This is a genomic window from Rhizobium sp. MHM7A (assembly GCF_005862215.1).
GTDB lineage: Bacteria > Pseudomonadota > Alphaproteobacteria > Rhizobiales > Rhizobiaceae > Rhizobium > Rhizobium bangladeshense.
Genome location: NZ_VCHT01000013.1, coordinates 94,572 through 112,537, shown reverse-complemented (window position 1 = coordinate 112,537; position 17,966 = coordinate 94,572). Strand labels below are relative to the sequence as shown.

The window sequence follows — 17,966 nt, the reverse complement described above, 5'->3', positions numbered from 1 at the left end:
ACTGGATTCGACCAAAAAATCAGGTGGAATTCCGGAATCTTAGCGCAATTGTCAGCTGACAACGGCAACGCATCCGCATATCGCGGCACTCTCAGCGGACCCGAACACCATTTGCCGACTCACCCCGGAGCAACCCGCCGCTTTGGCCCCGGATCAGGCGAAACCGCTTTTCATTTATAGGCAGACGAACGGCAGAGGCTCTCGCCCCCCAACCCGCGGACGGGCTCGTCGCTGGGAGACTTGTCATGTGCATCTTGCGATTCGGAACTCTGGCGTGTCGGGGCAAGGCCGAGCATTTGTTCGAGACGGCCGGCATTGAGCGGAGCGCTTATTCCCTTGAAATTCATCTTCCATCTTTCGTTTGCGTATGAGCATGCGTGAGGTGGAGATAAGCGCAATTTGAACGCGCGGAGAACCGCCCGCCGACGTTATCACCATCTTTTCAATCAAGTCGGAGAAGGAGAGGGGCTTAAGCAAGCGCCGCTCCGAGATGGCGCTTGCGACAGGACCGATCGTCCGCATTTCCGACGGATCGCCGAACCGCGTTCGGTTGGGCAATGCGCACTGCCAGAGTCGCGAGTTGCTGCCGCGGCTCTGGCGACGGAGTTGTGCCGCCACTCACGACTGCAATGGTTGCGACCTGATTGCTTTCCGTGTGATGCTTGTACGGCATCTGAATGCGACGACTGAGCCAGCCGAATGTCAGCGCGATGACACCAGTCGGCCGTGGTTCGCGGCTGGGCGTGGACAGGAACAGTTGGCGCGAAGGGACATTATGGGCGCACCGACTGTGAGGGTTGCAACACCTGCGCTATGCGAATCAGGCCGTGACGGCTATCATCAAGCTCGGCAAATGGTTGCGGCGTTGACCTGTCTCTCCCCGAAACCGGGTCTCCTCTATCGGAACTTATCCGCTGGTTTGCTTCCGTCTGCCCAATTCCTCGTTGTTTACCTGTTATTTACCATAAGCGACGCAACTTCGGCCCGATCCTTTATCGCGGTCGGCACGGAAAGGGTGACATGGTCATTGTTTGCCGGCTGTTCTCCCGTCCATGGCAGGACTATCGCGGTTTCGTCCCTCGCGATTGGTAAAATGCGCATTGCCCAAACCGGTGCCGATGGTCAGCACCGCCCATCTCGACACGTCCTCCATGAAGGGGATCTGTGACAATCCCTGCACGACGGCGTCGTTGTGCATCATCACGAATGTGCTGTGATCGCCAATTGAGGGAATGGCCTTCATCAGTGCAGCGGGAAGGTTGAAGTTGTCGCTTTCCCAATTGCCGCCTGGCAGGTTTTGTCCGCCGCGTTCGATCGAGCCGTCGGCCTTGATGATGCCTGGACAGCCAATCCCGATGATCGGGGCGGGCTTCAGATTGGCCTTCTCGGCCTTTCCTATCAGTTCCTCTAGCATCGCCACCAGCTTTTCCATCGTCGCACTGCGGCTCGGCTCGTCGTCGGCGTGGCGCCAGATGGCGGAATCCCAGACGCTCGCATCGGCAAAGTGCGGCTTTTTTTCCTTTCCGAACTCGACGACGCCGGCACGGACATTCGTGCCGCCGATATCGACGGCCAGCATCGCTTTATAGCCTTTGAACATCCAAGGTGGCATGAGATGCACGGAGCCGATCAGTCCCGCCTCATCGGGATGATGGACGATCGGGATGAGTTCGATATCGATGCCTCCAGCCTTGAGAAGAATCATGGTCCTTGCGATCGCCAGTTCTCCGAAGCGGCTTTGCCTGAAGCCGCCGCCGACGACGATGCGCTCGGTCTTGAACCAGCGCTCGTCCTTCAGGAACTTGCCGATAACGTCGGCAAACTCCTGCGCGAAGTCCTCCACCGCACCCATGATCAGGGCCGCGGCCTCCATATCGTCTCCTTTCAGCAGAGACTCGATTTTTTTCTTGGAAAGCTCTGCTGTCGCAGCCTTGCCGAGAGGGTCGTCTCCGAACTTGCGGACACGCTTTCTCCAATCGTCTAGCTTCTGTTGAAAGGTCTTCTTGTTGGCGTTGTCGCCAACGAAGCCGTTCTTATCACGCAGTTCATTGTTGTAATCGTCGATCGTTACCAACGGCAGGACCATCGCGCCATGCGTCAATGGGGCACTCGCCCCGTCACTGGGCTCCGGATTGCGTCTGGCCATCGATGTCCCTTTCCCGCCGCGAATGCTCTGAACAGGCGAAACAAAACGCGGACCAGCCTCTGGATGTTCCGGAGCCTGAAAAGTCATCTTGCCCTCTTCGACCAGCGACCTAGCTTCAATGATTGCAGAGTTTGGAGAATGCCGTGCAGGACGACGCCGCTACGCAGGAAATGCTTTCAATGGTGCTGGAGGAACCGGATCGCTGGGCGATGTTCCTCGACATCGACGGAACGCTGCTCAATCTCGCACCGACTCCGGATGCGATCGAAGTTCCGGAAGCACTTCCCGGACAACTTCACCGCCTGTCGAACAAGCTCGGCGGCGCCCTGGCGCTGGTCACCGGGCGCTCGCTCGCCTATGCCGACGCGCTGTTCAAACCCTTTGCATTTCCGACGGCAGGCTTGCATGGCGCCGAGATCCGGAGCGCCACAGGAATGCACACGCTCGAGGCGACACCCGAGTTCCAGGCGCTGAAACATGCGTTGACCGCCGAAGCCGAACATTATCCCGGGGTTTTGATCGAGGACAAGGGGGCAGCCGTTGCCGCTCACTACCGGCTTGCGCCCGAATATGAAAAGGTGCTCGAAGAGCGCATGCACCACTATGCGGAGCTTGCCGGGCCGAACTGGGCGCTGCAGCTCGGCAAGATGGTGTTCGAGCTGCGGCCGGCACGGTCGAGCAAAGGCGATGCGCTGGAGCGGTTTTTCCAGTCCGATCCTTTCAAGAATCGCTGCCCGATCACCATCGGCGATGATTTGACCGACGAGTCGATGTTTGCGATCGCCAATGCGCGCGGCGGGGTTTCCGTGCGTGTCGGTGCGATCGGCGCTCCGAGCTGCGCCACGAGCCGGCTGTCTTCGGCTGCGCTCGTCAGAAACGTCATCGCCGCCCTGGCCGCCTGAGACCAAATTGGATGATCTCAAAGGCGGGTTGCTGTTGTCTTTGCCCCGCCTGCGCAGCGTCAATCATCAAAAAAGTATCGGTTTTGGCCAGGAATCGTGGTGGCGCGCGTGAAACGAGCCCACTACACTCGCCTCAACAACAAGGCCAAAGAGGCAATTTGGCGCGGGGCTTGGTACCCATCCTCGGAGGAGGGACAATGGAACCTGACTTGGAAGTTGTTCAGATCAGACCGGGCGAATCCTTCGCAACGAAGGCGCATGGCTATCCTTACCACACCGTTCGCTGGCATTTTCATCCGGAATACGAACTGCATCTCGTCGTAGCGACGACCGGGCGCTATTTCGTCGGCGATTTCATTGGCGAATTCGAACCCGGCAATCTTGTGCTTGCCGGTCCCAATCTTCCCCACAACTGGATCAGCGACGTCCCGAAGGGCTCAAGCATTCCGCTTCGATGCCAACTCATCCAGTTCAGCGAGACTTTCATCAGCGACACGATGAAGGTGCTGCCCGAGCTCGGTCCCTTCGAGCCGGTCCTCGAAGCATCCCGCCGCGGTGTGCTCTTCGGCGCCAAGACCAGCCGGCAGGTGGCGCCGCTGATGGGCGAGGTGCAGCAGGCGCAGGGCGTGCGCCGTATCGAGCTTTTCATGATGATCGTCGGCCTGCTCAGCCGCGCGCAGGATGCCCAGCTTCTCGCAAGCCCAAGCTATCTGCCCGATCCATCGGGCTATATGTCTGCCGGCATTAACAAGGCGCTCGCCTATATCAGAGAAAACCTGACAAAATCCTTCGACGAAGCGGATCTCGCGAAGATTGCCGAACAGTCCACAGGCGCCTTTTCACGTGCCTTCCGCCGCCATACCGGCATGTCGCTCGTGCAATATGTGAAACGCCTGCGCATCAATCTCGCCTGCCAGATCCTGATGAGTGACGACCATGCATCGATCACCGATATCTGCTTCGAAGTCGGCTTCAACAATCTGTCCAACTTCAACCGCCAGTTTCTTGCGGAGAAGGGAATGACGCCTTCCCGTTTTCGGCGGCTAGTTGGTGACAACATCAATGTAGCGAAGGCGGCATAGGAGCCGCCCAACACGGCGTTTGGGAGGTCAAGGAGGAGAGCGAAACTGACACTGACTTGAACGCGAGCGCGCAACGAGCGGTCGCGGCAGGAGACGCTTGTCCCCAGAAAACTGAAAACCGCCGGGACAGGCGTGGCCGTTCGATCAGCCGAACGGCCTAGCAGAAGACCAAGCTACACAATTTTTTCCAATGGGAGGAGATGGAAATGATGAAATTCCCGACAAACGCGGCAGGCGCCGCGGCACTTATCCTGGCCTTGCTCGCCGGGACTTCAGCCTTTGCACAAAGCGCTGTTGCGGACGCGACCGTCGCGTTCCTCATGCCCGACCAGGGCTCAACCCGCTACGAAGAGCATGACCACCCGGGCTTCGTCGCGGAAATGAAGAAGCTTTGCGCGTCATGCAAAGTCATCTATCAGAATGCCGATGCCGATATCGCCAAACAGCAGCAGCAATTCAATTCGGCCATCACCCAGGGCGCCAAAGTCATCGTGTTGGATCCGGTGGATTCGGCCGCAGCCGCTTCTCTTGTCCAGCTCGCCCAGAGCCAGGGCGTCAAGGTCATCGCCTATGACCGCCCGATACCGAGCGGCAAGGCCGACTTCTACGTTTCCTTCGACAACAAGGCTATCGGCAAGGCGATCGCGGAATCGCTCGTTCAGCATCTGAAGGCTCAAAACGTGCCGACCGATGGTGGCGGCATCTTGCAGATCAACGGTTCGCCGACGGATGCCGCTGCCGGGCTGATCAAGGACGGCATTCACGAGGGGCTCGCAAGCGGCGGTTACAAGACGCTTGCCGAATTCGACACGCCGAACTGGCAGCCGGCGAATGCCCAGCAATGGGCCGCGGGGCAGATCACCCGTTTCGGCAAGCAGATCGTCGGCGTCGTCGCGGCAAATGACGGCACCGGCGGCGGTGCCATCGCTGCCTTCAAGGCAGCCGGCGTCGATCCCGTGCCGCCGGTGACCGGCAATGACGCGACCATCGCCGCGCTGCAGCTGATCATATCGGGGGATCAGTACAATACGATCTCCAAGCCGAGCGAAATCGTCGCCGCTGCCGCGGCAAACGTTGCAGTGAAACTGCTGGCGGGAGAAACGGTCAAGGCCGAGATGACGCTGTACGACACGCCGGCGCAGCTATTCGTACCGGCCGTCGTCACCGCCGAAAACTTGAAGGCCGAGATCATCGACAAGAAGATCAACACCGCTGAGGAGCTGTGCACCGGCCGTTACGCCGAAGGCTGCAAGAAGCTCGGCATCATCAAGTAAATCGGCAAGAGAAGCGCGGCCGTCATCGGCCGCGCTTCCGATTTCGCTTTTTCGAAGGACCAGGCGATGTCTGAAACCTCTCACACTTTTGACTCACGCCAGCCCGTCCTCAGCCTGCGCGGAATTTCCAAGAATTTCGGGGCGGTGTCGGCCCTGACCGACATCGAACTCGACGTGCATGCCGGAGAGGTCGTGGCGCTTGTGGGCGACAACGGCGCCGGCAAATCGACGCTCGTGAAGATCCTGGCCGGCGTGCACCAACCGACGTCGGGCACGATCCTGTTCGAGGGCAAACAGGCCGATCTGTCGAGCCCAAGTGCTGCTCTCGACCTTGGCATTGCGACCGTCTTCCAGGATCTGGCGCTCTGCGAAAATCTCGATGTTGTCGCGAATATCTTTCTTGGCAAGGAGCTCAACCCTTTTCAGCTCGACGAAGTCGCCATGGAAATCCGCGCCTGGAAGCTGCTGAGCGAGCTATCGGCCCGAATCCCAAGCGTGCGCGAGCCGGTCGCCTCGCTTTCCGGCGGGCAGCGGCAGACCGTGGCGATTGCCCGGTCGCTGCTGCTCGAGCCGAAACTGATCATGCTCGACGAGCCCACAGCAGCTCTTGGCGTCGCCCAGACGGCCGAGGTGCTCGATCTGATCGAACGCGTGCGTGAACGCGGGCTGGGCGTTATCATGATCAGCCACAACATGGAGGATGTGCGGGCCGTCGCCGACCGCATCGTCGTGCTTCGGCTCGGCCGCAACAACGGCACCTTCATGCCCGACGCGTCCAACGAAGAGCTGGTCAGCGCGATTACCGGCGCGTCCAACAACTCCGTCTCCCGCCGCGCGATGCGCCGCAAGGCGCAAGGCCGAGAGAACGAGGAGGGAAGGCCATGATGAAGACCATTGAGAACGAACCGGCAGCACCCGCGCTTCTCGATCGGCGCGACGAAAGAGTGCACCATGACGACAGCCTTGCCGGTTGGGCCCGCGCCTTCTGGGATCGCATCCGCTCCGGCGACCTGGGCTCGCTGCCGGTCATCGTTGGTCTGGCGATCATCTGGACAGTTTTTCAGGCGCTCAATCCCGTGTTCCTCTCGAGCGCCAATCTCGTCAACATGCTCTTCGACTGCTCGACGGTCGGCGTCATCTCGCTCGGCATCGTCTGCATCCTGATGGTAGGAGAGATCGATCTTTCCGTCGGCTCCGTCAGCGGCTTCGCCTCGGCGCTCGTCGGCGTCTTCTGGATCAACCAGGGCTGGCCGGTGGTGCTGGCCATTCTTGCCGCCATGGCGGTCGGCGCCTTGATCGGTTCGCTCTACGCCTTCCTCTTCAACCGCTTCGGCATGCCGAGCTTCGTCTCTACCCTGTCGGGACTGCTCGCCGTTCTCGGGCTGCAGCTCTATATCCTCGGATCGACCGGCTCGATCAATCTGACCTATGGCTCGTGGCTCGTGAATTTCGGGCAGATCATGGTCATGCCGGATCCGGTCGCCTATGTGCTTGTTGCCCTTGCCGGCTTTGGTTTCTTCTTCGCGAGCTACCGCACGGCGGCGCGCCGGCGCGCCGCCGGGCTGTCGTCGAAATCGGTCGGCGGACTGCTTCTGCGCGCCGTCATCATTACAGTCGCCCTGGAGGCGATAGCCTTCTATCTCAACCAGTCGCGCGGCATTCCCTGGATGTTCGGACTCTTCGTCGGGCTCGTCGCCGCGATGAATTACGCGCTGACGCGGACGAAATGGGGACGCTCGATGCATGCCGTCGGGGGCAACAGGGAGGCGGCCCGCCGCTCGGGCATCAACGTGCCGCGCATCTATGCGAGCGCCTTCGTCATCTGCGCTTTGCTGGCGGCGACCGGCGGCGTGCTTTCCGCCGCGCGGCTGGCGACAGCCAGCCAGCAGGCCGGCACGGGCGACGTCAATCTCAACGCCATCGCTGCGGCAGTCATCGGCGGCACGAGCCTGTTCGGCGGGCGCGGCAGCGCCTATTCAGCCCTTCTTGGCATCATCGTTATCCAGTCGATCGCCAGCGGACTGACACTTCTCGATCTGTCGTCATCGCTTCGGTACATGATCACGGGTGCCGTGCTTGCCGTCGCCGTCATCGTCGATTCGCTGGCACGCCGGTCGCGGATTTCGCACGGCAGAGCCTAACCAACCAGGAAAGCAGAGGAAGAAAATGGGACAGGATCTGTCTGGAAAAGTCGCGGCCGTCACCGGCGCGGCATCGGGTATCGGCCTCGAATGCGCCAAGACCATGCTTGCATCAGGTGCGCGCGTCGTGTTGATCGACCGCAACGAAGAGGCATTGAGGGAAATCTGCGCGAAGCTCGGCGAAGAGGCTGTTCCCTTAGTCGTCGATCTCCTGGATCCCAAAAGCGTGGCTGGGATGATGCCCGGGATTCTGGAGAAAGCAGGCCAGTTGGACATCTTCCACGCCAACGCCGGATCCTATATCGGCGGTGAAGTGCTTGACGGCGACCCTGACGCCTGGGATCGCATGCTCAACCTGAACATCAACGCCGCATTTCGCTCGGTGCATGCCGTCCTGCCGCACATGGTCGGGCGCAAGACCGGCGATATCATCCTGACGAGTTCGGTTGCCGGGATGATCCCCGTCGTCTGGGAGCCGATCTACACGGCCTCCAAACACGCGGTCCAAGCCTTTGTCCATACCCTCAGACGACAAGTCGCCAAGCACGGCTTGCGCGTCGGCGCCGTCGCGCCCGGCCCTGTCGTCACCGCCCTTATTAGCGATTGGCCGCAAGAGAAGCTCGATGAGGCACTCTCCGCGGGCGGTCTGATGGAGCCGAAAGAAGTGGCCGAAGCGGTGCTCTTCATGCTGACACGTCCACGCAACGTCACGATCCGCGACCTCGTCATCCTGCCGCAGAGCACCGACATCTGAGGAGGATGTGCCGGGCTCCCCAACCGGAGAAAGGAATCGGCCATGATCTTCGACAGATTTCGCATGAACGGACAGGTGGCGCTGGTGACCGGCGGTACGCGCGGCATCGGACTGGCGATCGCCGAGGCGCTCGGCGAGGCGGGCGCCAAGGTCTTCATCAGCGGAAGAACTCGCAGCGTAGCGAGTGAAGACCGGCTCGCCAAGGCAGGCGTCGACTTCGATTTCATCGCCGCTGACATGATGGGGGACAATGCCCCCGATGCGCTCGTTGCCGAAACCCTCTCACGGGCGGACCGGCTCGATATACTGGTCAACAATGCCGGCATCGCAATTCATGGCGACAGCGGCGAATTCTCCGATGCCATCTGGCGCGAGATCATGACCGTCAATGTCGACGCCGTCTTCCGCACCTGCCGCGCAGCACTTGCACCCATGCGGCGCCAGGGCGGCGGCGTCATCCTCAACATCGGCTCGATATCCGGCATTGTTTCCAACATTCCGCAGAACCAGGTGGCTTATAACGCCTCCAAAGCGGCGGTCCATATGATGACGAAGAGCTTGGCAAGCGAAGTCGCCGCCGAGAACATCCGCGTCAATGCCATTGCTCCCGGCTATATCGAGACCGACATGTCGCGCGGCGGCATCGCCAACCCCGACTGGTTCCCGACCTGGCGCAGCATGACGCCGATGGGACGTGTCGGGCAGCCGGAAGAGGTGGCCGGTGCAGCCCTGTTTCTCTGCTCGGCGGCGGCAAGTTATGTCACCGGCGAGGTGCTTGTTGTCGACGGTGGCTATACGACGCGGTAAAATGTCAGCGATCCCTCGGGGGAGGGGGCCCACGCCCGCATTTGGTCAAGCGGTGCTGATGCTGCGGAAGTCGGCCCTGAGATCGCGCCTCAGGTACGCGGCAGGCCCGCCGGTCTCAGATGTTTCCGGAGAGCCGCAATCCTGAAGATGGCGTTGGCCGCACCGTAGCCGCGATAGCCGCGCCGTTCGACGATCTCGAAGAATAGGCCCTCGCCATAGGTCGGGCTATAGAGCTGGAAATATTCGCCGTGGTCATCGCGGTCGTAGAGGATGTTGCCAGCCTTTAGACGCTCGGCGAAATCGGCGTCGAGGCCGAAGCGGGCTTCGAGATCATCATAATAGTTCGGCGAGATCGCCAGCGGAACGAAGCCATTGGCGGCAAGGGCTGCGGCAGTGGCGAAGATGTCGTCGGTCCTGAAGGCGAGATGTTGGATGCCGGAGCCGAAGGTTTCGGCGATGAAACGGCCGGCGAGCGTATTGCGGTTTTCCGCCCCGTTCATGGTGATGCGCAGCGAGCCTTCGCGGTTCTCGACGACCTGGCTCCGGACGATGCCCGAGGGATCGACGATATCGACCATCGGCGTCTTCTCCGCCTCGACGAGCGAGGTGTAGAACAGCAGCCAGGTCAAGAGCTCCTCGTATTTCATCGTCTGCGCCATATGATCGATCGATTGCAGCCCGGCCGGCCGGCAAGCCTCGTCGTCTTCGACCGCCTCGAATTCAATATCCCAGATGCGGCCGAGATCGCTCTTGCGGTCGAGGAAATAGAGCACACCGCCGCCGACGCCGCGCACCGCCGGCATCTCGATCTCGCCGGCATCGAGCGACTGGGAGAAGCGCTCGGCGCCAAGCGCGACGGCGCGCCGCAGGGCCGCCACGGCATCATCGACCATCAGGCCGGCGGCATAGGCCGAGGTGCCGTGCACGGCATAGGAGGCGCTGGCAAAGCCCTTCCGCTCGGTATTGATCACGAGATTGATGGCGCCCTGGCGGAAGACCGTCACCCGCTTGGTCTTGTGTCTCGCCGCCTTGCAGAAGCCGAGGCTTGAAAACAGCGCTTCGAGTTGAGACGCCTCGTCCTCGTCGGCGGTAAACTCGATGAAGGCGATGCCCTCGACGGTAGCGCGCGGCGGCATCGAGGGCACCGGCAATGCGCTCTCCGGCTGCTGTCGCTTCACCTGATCACCGAGATAGATCAGCGAACGGCGGCCGTCGACGGCAATCGCGCTCGGCGAACCGCCGCGGAACTGGTCATTGAAGATCTCAAGCGAGAGATAGCCGTCATAGCCGGTTGCCGCGACAGCCTTCATGAAGTCTAGCACCGGTAGATCGCCTTCACCCGGCATGTTGCGGAAGTGCCGGCTCCAGTAGAGCAGGTCCATGTCGATCGACGGCGCATCGGCAAGCTGGATGATGAAGATCTTCTCCTTCGGGATCGACCGAATCGAGTTGACGTCGATCTTGCGCGACAGGGTATGAAAGCTGTCGAGGATCAGGCCGATATTCGGATGATCGGCCCGCCGGACGATCTCCCAGGCGTCGCGATGATCGTGGATATGGCGGCCCCAGGCGAGCGCCTCATAGCCGACGCGCAGACCGCGTCTGGCGGCACGCTCGCCGAGTTCACGAAAATCCGCCGCCGCCCGGTCGAGACCGCCGAGGGCGGCCGGCGAGACGTTCGAGCATACAAGCACGAGATCAGTGCCCATCTCCTGCATGAGGTCGAACTTGCGCTCGGCCCTATCGAAAGTGCGGCTGCGCAGCGGCTCCGGCATGCCTTCGAAATCACGAAACGGCTGAAAGAGCGTGATCTCCATGCCGAGATCACGCACCATGCGACCGACCTCTTTCGGGCTTTCGTCGAAGATCAGGAAATCATTCTCGAAGATCTCCACCCCGTCGAAGCCGGCCTTGGCGATCGCCTCCAGCTTGTCACTGAGGTCGCCGCTCAGCGAAACAGTCGCAATCGATGTCTTCATCGCAGTGGTCCTCGCGATAGGTGTCAGGTCGTCATGGTCTTAAAGTGAGCGAGCATGCGGCCAGCATCGGCCTCCCTGCCGGTGATCAGGCGAAAAGCTCCGACCGCCTGGAAGACCGCCATGCCGCCGCCGTCGAGCGTCCGGCAGCCGCGCTGCCTTGCCTGCCGCAGAAGCTCCGTCTCCAGCGGGAAGTAGACGATTTCGGCGACCCAATGCCGCCTTTCAAGAAATTCGGGCGGAAGCGGCACACCGGGATATTTTGTCATGCCGGTCGGCGTCGCGTGGATCAGCCCGGATGCGACCTTCATCGCGGCTTCAAGATCGTTGCCGGCGGTAATCGATGCATCGGGAAAGAGCGCGGACATCGTTTCCGCCACATCCACGGCGCGCTCATGCTCCCGGTCGAAGACCGTCAGGCTCTTCAGGCCGAGCGTCAGGATGGCATAGGCGGTTGCGACACCCGCTCCGCCTGCTCCGAGCTGCACGGCCGAGGAAAGATCGGCTTGCGGCAGCCCGCGGCGGAAGCTCTCGGCGAAGCCCCACCAGTCGGTATTGTGCCCGAAGCGCCTGTTGTCCTTCAGGACGACGGTATTGACGGCGCCGAGCGCCCGGGCTTCGGGCGACAAGTCGTCGAGCAGCGGGATGACGAGCTGCTTACAGGGATGGGTGATGTTGAGGCCGGCAAGACCACGCGCTTCGGCGTCCGCGATCAACCGCGAGAGATCGGCCGGCGAAGCGTTCAGTTTGACGAGATCGATTAACTCAAAGTCGTAGTCCAGTCCCTGCGCAGCCCCTTCCTTCATATGCATGGCAGGCGTGAGCGACGCCTGGATGCCGGAGCCGATCAGCCCGGCTTTCAACGGTTTCAGCAGTATCTCGGACATGCGCCAGTTCCCGTTTGCTGGTGATTGGAAAGGCCCGCAGGATCGCTGCGGGCCTTGATTCGCTTACTTGCCGCGAACCGCGTCGAGTTCCTTGAAGAGCTGTGTGACGGTATCGGCACCGATCTGGGCCGTGAACTTGTCGATCAGCGGCTTGACGGCGTCGCGCAGTTTCTGCGTCTCTTCGGGGCTGAGTTCGGCGACTTCCATGCCGGTCTTCTTGATTTCCGCGATTGCGCTGGCGTCCTTTTCCCTGGACACCTTGCGCTGATAATCGCGGGCTTCCGTGGCAGCCGACTGGAAAACCGCCTTTTCCTCGTCGTTCAAGCCATCCCAGAACTTCTTGCTGATGAGCACGATCTGCGGATTGTACTGGTGACGGGTGATCGTCATGTACTTCTGCACTTCGAAGAATTTGGCATTGATAATGTTGGCGGCCGGATTTTCCTGGCCGTCGACGGTGCCGGTTTCAAGCGCGGTATAGAGTTCCGTATAGGGCAGGGGCACCGCATTGGCGCCGAGGCTGTTGAAGAGTTCGATTGGGATCGGCGACTGAATCGTGCGGATCTTCAGGCCCTTGATGTCCTCGAGCTTGGTGACCGGATGACGGTTATTGGTGAGGTTGCGAAAGCCGAGTTCCCAATAAGCGAGACCGACGAGCCCGGTGTCGGGCAGGAGCTTCATCAGGCCGGTACCGAACGCACCGTCCATCACATTGTCGGCCTCTTCGCCGCTGTTGAAGAGGAACGGCAGGTCAACAGCGCCGAACTGTTTGACGTTGCTTGCGAGAATCCCGGCGTTGAGCACCGTCATCTCGATCACACCGCCCTGCAGCGCCGACACCGTCTGAACGTCGCCGCCGAGCACGCCGCCCGGAAACAGCTTGACCTCGATCTTGCCGCCGCTCTTTTCCTTCACCAGTTCGGCAAATTTCTCCATGCCCATGACCTGGGGATGGCCTTTATTATTGGCGGCGGCGAATTTGAGGCTGTGTTCGCGGATCTCCGCCATAGCGGGGCCGCTTGCCAGGAAGGCAATGGGCAGGGCCAGCCCCAGAGCCAGTTTCGTCAATCTGTTCAGCATGTTTTCCTCCCAGGATAGAGCCGCAATCTCCCTCCGGCCGCGTTGAAATTCCATCGCCACAGGCGAAGTCAGTGCCCGAACCAGGCAACCGGAGCGGTCACAAGCGCGGGGAAAAGGACGAGCAAAAGCAGAACAATCAGTTCGGCGATCATGAAGGGGATGACGCCCTTCATCAGATCCTCCATCGAAAGCTTCGAGACGCCGCAAATGACGTTGAGCACGGTGCCGACAGGCGGCGTTATCAGCCCGATCGAGTTGTTGATGATGAACAGCACACCGAAATAAACCGGGTCGATACCGGCCTGCTTGATGATGGGCATCAGCACCGGCGTCATGACCAGGATCGTCGGCGTCATGTCCATTGCGGTGCCGACGACGACGATCAGCACCATGATGGCAAGCAGCAGCAGCGTCTGATTGTCCATGAGGGGTTCGACAAGGGCCGCGAGTTCGCCGGGCACATCGGCGACGGTGATCAGCCAGGCCGAGACCGCGGCGCAGGCCACCAGGAACATCACCACCGAGGTGATTTTTGCAGCCGCGACGAAGACCTCGAACAGCCGCGCCGGCGGCAGTTCGCGATAGACGACCATCGATACGAACAGCGAATAGACCGCCGCCACGACTCCGGCTTCGGTCGGGGTGAACACGCCGAACTTCAGGCCGACGATGATGATGACGGGAAGCATCAGCGCCCAGATGCTTTCGACGAAGGCCTTCATCCGCACGGCGCCGCTTTGTCTCGGCGGCAGGGCGAACTGCTCCTTGCGCGCCACGATCAGCCAGGTGACGCAGAGTGCTGCCGCGATCAGCAGGCCGGGAACGATACCGGCGAGAAACAGCTTGGTGATCGAGACCCCACCAATGACACCATAGAGAATGAAGCCGATAGATGGCGGGATGATTGGGCCGATGATCGAGGCCGATGCAAGCAAACCGCCGGCGCGAGCAGGATCATGACCGGATTTCAGCATCATCGGGAAGAGCAGCGCGCCGAGGGCGGCGGCATCGGCGACGGCCGATCCGGAAAGGCTCGACAGCACACAGGCCGCAAAGATCGCGACGAAGCCGAGGCCGCCCCTGATATGGCCGACCATGGCCATGGCCAGATTGACGATGCGGCGCGAAAGACCGCCTGTGTTCATCACCTCACCGGCGAGAAGGAAGAAAGGCACCGCCATCAGCGGGAAGCTGTCGGCGCCGTTCAGCACGTTCTGCGCGACGATCTGCGCATCGAACATGTCGAGATACATCATCAGCGCCACGCCTGATATGACGAGGGCAAAGGCGATCGGCACTCCGAGCGCCATCGGACCGAGAAGCGCGCCGAGAAAGATCGTGACAGTCATGACGTGCTCCTCAGTGCTTCGGCTTCAGAACGGGGAAGGCTGTTTGCGCGGGCTCTTTGAGCGCCGCCTGTTCCTCGCTGTCGCGCACAAGCTCGGCGGTCGTCACGTCGATGCGGTCGGTCACGATGGCAAAAGCGTCCCAGAGAAGGATGAAAAAGGCCGGCACGCCAAAGGCTAGTCCGGCGCCATAGAAGACGCCCATCGAAATACCGGTCGCCGGCGCCAAAACGTGAAGGTTGATCAGCGTCTGGGTCCAGCTGCCGCTGATCATAAGCCATGTGGCGGCTAGCATCATGCCGTAACCGAGCAGCACAGCGAACTTGGCGAAAGGTTTCGGGAGGCGCGTGATCAGAGAATCCACCCCGAGATGTGCGTGCTCGCGCATTGCGACCACGGCGCCGAGGAAGGTCAGCCACACGAAAAAGATCCGCGATAATTCCTCCGAGGAGGTGATGCCCTGGTTGAACGCGTAACGAAGCACCACATTGCCGAAAACCAGCACGACCATACCTGCCAGCAGCAACGCGATCGTCACCTTCAGCGCGAAGAAATAGAAATCGATGATACGGGTCATTCGCTCCTCCCAAGCGTAGCCTTTGCTCCTGCCGGCCGACCGTAGTCAGACCCGCGGATGCACGTCATGACCTAGATATTGCCGTCGCGATCAATTCCTCCACTGTTCGCCACTCCAGAATGTACTAACTAGTTCGTATGTCAAGCGGCATCTATTGAAACATTCAAACAACGTGAATAAGACTGGCGGGCTCGGAAACGGAAAGAACTTGTTTCCACTTGAGCCTAAGACCATAAAATCGAGATATAAAACAACTGATTAGAAAGTGCGGTAACCAGGCTCATGGCGGAACGGGGCGAAAACGGCCGGAAGAATGATCCACAGCAGACGAAGGAAGATATTCTGCTCGTCGCAACAGAGGAATTCTCCACTCATGGGCTCGCCGGCGCCCGCGTCGACTCGATTGCCGAGAAGACGCGCACCTCGAAGCGGATGATCTATTATTATTTCGGCAGCAAGGAGGGCCTTTATCTCGCCGTCCTCGAACAGTCCTACCGCAAGATACGATCGCTGGAAGCCGATCTGCATCTATCCAATCTCGAGCCGGAAGAAGCGTTGCGGACACTGATTTCAACGACCTTCGATCACGACGAAGCCAATCCTGATTTCGTCCGGCTCGTCAGCATCGAGAACATCCATCATGCCGCCCATATGCTTCGCTCCGAAGCTATCCGCGATCTCAACGTCTCCGTCATCGAAACCATTGCCGGTATCTTGGAGCGAGGCTTTACCCAAGGCGTCTTCCGGCGAAAAGCCGACCCGATCGACATCCATATGATGATCAGCGCCTTCTGCTTCTTTCGCGTGTCGAACCGCTACACGTTCGGCACGATCTTCCGGCGCAATCTATCGGATGGCGAGATCATCGAACGCCATCGCGGAATGATCGCCGATGCGGTCGTCAGCTACCTGAAAAGCTGACGGCGCGCTTAGCCGCCTGGGATAGCAAGGGTATTTGCAATTTCGAAATCGGCGCGCCGAGGCAAGCAAACCGGCAACCGCTAGCAACAATGCGGAGCTTTTATCGAAATCGCGGCGCGCGCCTGGCATTGTGGAGCAGTTCGCAAGCTGTCGCGAATGGCCCAAAGAGCTTGAGAAGCAGCGCCTGCTCCTCGGCATCTATCCGATGGCGAGCGCAGAACTCGGTTACGGACCAGACTTTCGTCAGATCCTCCGACTCGATTTGGTTGAGTTCGATATGTTCGGTCAAGAGCTTGTCCTCCGAACATCGAGACTACGCCCGCCCGGCTTTTATACGAACTAGCTAAAAGGTGTTATATGCCGGCGTGCATCCGGCATTTCGGTAAAAGCGGCTTATATATGAAAAAGCCCGCCGATTGCGCGGCGGGCGTCTTGTCTCACTGATCTATGGGCTGCGGATCAAACGCCGACGCCGTCGGGCAGAGCGTCCGTGCCGAGGATGTTGAGCGTCACCTTGGCAGTGTCCGTATGGCCTTCGCCATCGGAGATCTTGTAGTAGCGGAGAACTTCCGTGTAGGTCTGACCCGCTTCGAGATCGGCCGTGAGCTCGTAGGTGAACTCGCCGTTCGCCTTGACATGGAAGGTGCCGTAGGTACCGGCAATATCGGTTACGGCATCAGCCTTGGAATCCACCTGCGTGCTCAGGAACTGACGCAGGAACATCTTGCCATTGTCGCCTGCGATGTCGTTATCGAGAACGTTGCCGGCAATGGGGCTGCCTTCGGTGAAGCTGTAGACGTCGTCGACAGCAATCGGCTTCTGGGTGACGCCCTGGATGTTGAGCGTGAACAGGCCGACATCGGTATGGCCGCTGCCGTCGGAGATCTTGTACGATACCTTCTCCTGGAGCAGCTCGCCGTTGCTGAAGCCGATCTTGGCTGCATCGCTCAGCACATAGGTATAGCTGCCGTCCGGCTTGACGAAGAACGTGCCGTACTCGCCCTGGATTTCGGTGATCTGGTTCATGCCGCTCTTGGCGCCAACGCTAGCGCCGTCAAATGCACGCAGGAACAGATGACCGTTTTCGGACGAGTCGTTGGAAAGAAGATTTCCGGAAATTACGTCAGTTTCTTGAAATGTTGCACTATCGTCAGTTGCGTGAATCAGCGAAGCCATTAGTTTCTCCTAAAATTGTTTATCAGCAGGCCAATTTGACCTTAGCGAGCCGCTCCTTTAACAACTTATTAATACTACAAGTCAATGGGTTATTTAACGCAAGGTTAACATTCGCGTTTAGCGTGTGCAGCCGCTTATAAATCGACTAATACGCTTTTCACTTCAATCAAATTTGAAGCAATTTCGACCTATTTACACGCGGTAAACTTGAAAGAACCTCTGCGGCGACTACGTTACCGCGGCGCTTCTCTGATGCTGCTTTACGGTGCCTGCACACCATTGCAATCCCAGACACCCGCACCTATCTAAGGTCGACCTTGATCCCATCGGACACCGGAGTGGTGCCGACTCGTCCGCGAACGCCAAGGATCGGCGGTGTGTGCCAGCCGGCGCACTATGGGCAATCCCAAGAACAAGCGATGATCACGGCTGCGGCCGGCAGAGGATTTCTTTTGAACCACGAAACACAGCGACTGCGATTGCGGCAGGTCGGCCGGCGCAAGCGCGGCATGCTGTCCTAAACTGCGGGAGCCTGAACGGCATTTCCCCTGCCTCTTTGCCGCCGCGAATGTAGGCGCCGATCGCTGCACAGTTCGGCTGAGAAACGATCATAATCCCAACAAGGAGACTCGATATGCAGGTACTCGTCAGAGACAACAACGTCGATCAGGCCCTCAGGGCCTTGAAGAAGAAAATGCAGCGCGAAGGGCTGTTCCGCGAAATGAAGGAACGGCGCGCCTATGAGAAACCGTCCGAACGCCGCGTCCGGGAAAAAGCGCAGGCAATCAGCCGGCAGCGAAAGGCTGCCCGCAAGAAGATGCAGCGCGAAGGGCTGCTGGTCGGGCGCAAGCGGACCGCCGCGCGTTAGAATCTACCCGGTCTCAGCGATTACAATTC

At 60.0% G+C, this 17,966-nt stretch carries 17 protein-coding genes; 9 read left to right on the top strand and 8 right to left on the bottom strand.

Features of this window, described 5'->3' with window-relative positions; genetic code table 11:
* Nucleotides 1-1,024 precede the first annotated feature (1,024 nt).
* The gene (locus tag FFR93_RS31130) at nt 1,025-2,146 is read right to left on the bottom strand and encodes an ROK family protein (protein WP_138396016.1); all 1,122 of its coding nucleotides are present in this window, start codon (nt 2,144-2,146) and stop codon (nt 1,025-1,027) included.
* 122 nt (nt 2,147-2,268) lie between these two features.
* Here FFR93_RS31130 and otsB point away from each other — a divergent pair, with 122 nt between their 5' ends.
* The 7 genes from otsB to FFR93_RS31095 all read left to right on the top strand — a co-directional run bounded on the left by otsB (nt 2,269) and on the right by FFR93_RS31095 (nt 9,106).
* Nucleotides 2,269-3,048: a trehalose-phosphatase gene (gene otsB / locus FFR93_RS31125; protein WP_171049283.1), complete on the top strand. Its 780-nt coding sequence runs from the start codon at nt 2,269-2,271 to the stop codon at nt 3,046-3,048.
* A 197-nt stretch (nt 3,049-3,245) separates the two neighbouring features.
* Nucleotides 3,246-4,130, top strand: a complete 885-nt coding sequence (locus FFR93_RS31120) for an AraC family transcriptional regulator (protein ID WP_138396015.1) — start codon at nt 3,246-3,248, stop codon at nt 4,128-4,130.
* Nucleotides 4,131-4,330: 200 nt separating this feature from the next.
* Entirely contained in the window at nt 4,331-5,404 is a 1,074-nt protein-coding gene (locus tag FFR93_RS31115) for a sugar ABC transporter substrate-binding protein (RefSeq protein WP_138396014.1), read from the top strand.
* Nucleotides 5,405-5,470: 66 nt separating this feature from the next.
* Nucleotides 5,471-6,289, top strand: a complete 819-nt coding sequence (locus tag FFR93_RS31110; RefSeq protein ID WP_064709492.1) for an ATP-binding cassette domain-containing protein — start codon at nt 5,471-5,473, stop codon at nt 6,287-6,289.
* Complete coding sequence (locus tag FFR93_RS31105) at nt 6,286-7,545, top strand: sugar ABC transporter permease (RefSeq protein ID WP_138396013.1); 1,260 nt, start codon at nt 6,286-6,288, stop codon at nt 7,543-7,545. Before FFR93_RS31110 ends, FFR93_RS31105 begins: the two co-directional genes overlap by 4 nt.
* A gap of 25 nt (nt 7,546-7,570) precedes the next feature.
* The gene (locus FFR93_RS31100) at nt 7,571-8,299 is read left to right on the top strand and encodes an SDR family oxidoreductase (RefSeq protein ID WP_138396012.1); all 729 of its coding nucleotides are present in this window, start codon (nt 7,571-7,573) and stop codon (nt 8,297-8,299) included.
* 42 nt (nt 8,300-8,341) lie between these two features.
* Nucleotides 8,342-9,106: an SDR family NAD(P)-dependent oxidoreductase gene (locus FFR93_RS31095; RefSeq protein ID WP_138396011.1), complete on the top strand. Its 765-nt coding sequence runs from the start codon at nt 8,342-8,344 to the stop codon at nt 9,104-9,106.
* An 89-nt stretch (nt 9,107-9,195) separates the two neighbouring features.
* Here the strand turns inward: FFR93_RS31095 and FFR93_RS31090 are convergent, their stop codons facing one another.
* From FFR93_RS31090 to FFR93_RS31070, 5 genes are all read right to left on the bottom strand, one after another.
* Nucleotides 9,196-11,085, bottom strand: coding sequence for a sugar phosphate isomerase/epimerase and 4-hydroxyphenylpyruvate domain-containing protein (locus tag FFR93_RS31090; RefSeq protein WP_138396010.1), 1,890 nt, complete (start codon nt 11,083-11,085; stop codon nt 9,196-9,198).
* Nucleotides 11,086-11,108: 23 nt separating this feature from the next.
* A complete protein-coding gene (locus tag FFR93_RS31085) occupies nt 11,109-11,969 on the bottom strand; it encodes a shikimate dehydrogenase (protein WP_138396009.1) in 861 nt (286 codons plus the stop codon).
* A 63-nt stretch (nt 11,970-12,032) separates the two neighbouring features.
* A complete protein-coding gene (locus FFR93_RS31080; RefSeq protein ID WP_138396008.1) occupies nt 12,033-13,049 on the bottom strand; it encodes a TRAP transporter substrate-binding protein in 1,017 nt (338 codons plus the stop codon).
* Between the two features lie 68 nt (nt 13,050-13,117).
* Nucleotides 13,118-14,398 (bottom strand): TRAP transporter large permease subunit, encoded by a 1,281-nt coding sequence (locus tag FFR93_RS31075; protein WP_064709336.1) that lies wholly within the window; start codon nt 14,396-14,398, stop codon nt 13,118-13,120.
* Between the two features lie 10 nt (nt 14,399-14,408).
* Nucleotides 14,409-14,972: a TRAP transporter small permease gene (locus FFR93_RS31070; protein ID WP_064709335.1), complete on the bottom strand. Its 564-nt coding sequence runs from the start codon at nt 14,970-14,972 to the stop codon at nt 14,409-14,411.
* A 282-nt stretch (nt 14,973-15,254) separates the two neighbouring features.
* Between FFR93_RS31070 and FFR93_RS31065 the strand changes: the two genes are divergently transcribed.
* A complete protein-coding gene (locus tag FFR93_RS31065; RefSeq protein ID WP_064709334.1) occupies nt 15,255-15,893 on the top strand; it encodes a TetR/AcrR family transcriptional regulator in 639 nt (212 codons plus the stop codon).
* A 100-nt stretch (nt 15,894-15,993) separates the two neighbouring features.
* Here the strand turns inward: FFR93_RS31065 and FFR93_RS31060 are convergent, their stop codons facing one another.
* On the bottom strand, nt 15,994-16,182 hold the full coding sequence (locus FFR93_RS31060) for a hypothetical protein (RefSeq protein ID WP_138396007.1): 189 nt from the start codon (nt 16,180-16,182) through the stop codon (nt 15,994-15,996).
* Between the two features lie 170 nt (nt 16,183-16,352).
* On the bottom strand, nt 16,353-17,069 hold the full coding sequence (locus tag FFR93_RS31055; RefSeq protein WP_064695079.1) for an Ig-like domain-containing protein: 717 nt from the start codon (nt 17,067-17,069) through the stop codon (nt 16,353-16,355).
* Nucleotides 17,070-17,703: 634 nt separating this feature from the next.
* On the opposite strand from FFR93_RS31055, the gene rpsU reads away from it, so the two are divergent.
* Entirely contained in the window at nt 17,704-17,937 is a 234-nt protein-coding gene (gene rpsU / locus FFR93_RS31050) for a 30S ribosomal protein S21 (protein WP_011427834.1), read from the top strand.
* The last annotated feature ends 29 nt before the right edge of the window (nt 17,938-17,966 follow it).

Coding starts and splice junctions, on each gene's coding strand:
- FFR93_RS31130 (WP_138396016.1), bottom strand. CDS start 2,146: ATGGCCAGACGCAATCCGGAGCCCAGTGACGGGGCGAGTGCCCCATTG.
- FFR93_RS31120 (WP_138396015.1), top strand. CDS start 3,246: ATGGAACCTGACTTGGAAGTTGTTCAGATCAGACCGGGCGAATCCTTC.
- FFR93_RS31070 (WP_064709335.1), bottom strand. CDS start 14,972: ATGACCCGTATCATCGATTTCTATTTCTTCGCGCTGAAGGTGACGATC.
- FFR93_RS31110 (WP_064709492.1), top strand. CDS start 5,471: ATGTCTGAAACCTCTCACACTTTTGACTCACGCCAGCCCGTCCTCAGC.
- FFR93_RS31100 (WP_138396012.1), top strand. CDS start 7,571: ATGGGACAGGATCTGTCTGGAAAAGTCGCGGCCGTCACCGGCGCGGCA.
- rpsU (WP_011427834.1), top strand. CDS start 17,704: ATGCAGGTACTCGTCAGAGACAACAACGTCGATCAGGCCCTCAGGGCC.
- FFR93_RS31080 (WP_138396008.1), bottom strand. CDS start 13,049: ATGCTGAACAGATTGACGAAACTGGCTCTGGGGCTGGCCCTGCCCATT.
- FFR93_RS31075 (WP_064709336.1), bottom strand. CDS start 14,398: ATGACTGTCACGATCTTTCTCGGCGCGCTTCTCGGTCCGATGGCGCTC.
- FFR93_RS31090 (WP_138396010.1), bottom strand. CDS start 11,085: ATGAAGACATCGATTGCGACTGTTTCGCTGAGCGGCGACCTCAGTGAC.
- FFR93_RS31105 (WP_138396013.1), top strand. CDS start 6,286: ATGATGAAGACCATTGAGAACGAACCGGCAGCACCCGCGCTTCTCGAT.
- FFR93_RS31055 (WP_064695079.1), bottom strand. CDS start 17,069: ATGGCTTCGCTGATTCACGCAACTGACGATAGTGCAACATTTCAAGAA.
- FFR93_RS31065 (WP_064709334.1), top strand. CDS start 15,255: ATGGCGGAACGGGGCGAAAACGGCCGGAAGAATGATCCACAGCAGACG.
- FFR93_RS31085 (WP_138396009.1), bottom strand. CDS start 11,969: ATGTCCGAGATACTGCTGAAACCGTTGAAAGCCGGGCTGATCGGCTCC.
- FFR93_RS31095 (WP_138396011.1), top strand. CDS start 8,342: ATGATCTTCGACAGATTTCGCATGAACGGACAGGTGGCGCTGGTGACC.
- FFR93_RS31115 (WP_138396014.1), top strand. CDS start 4,331: ATGGAAATGATGAAATTCCCGACAAACGCGGCAGGCGCCGCGGCACTT.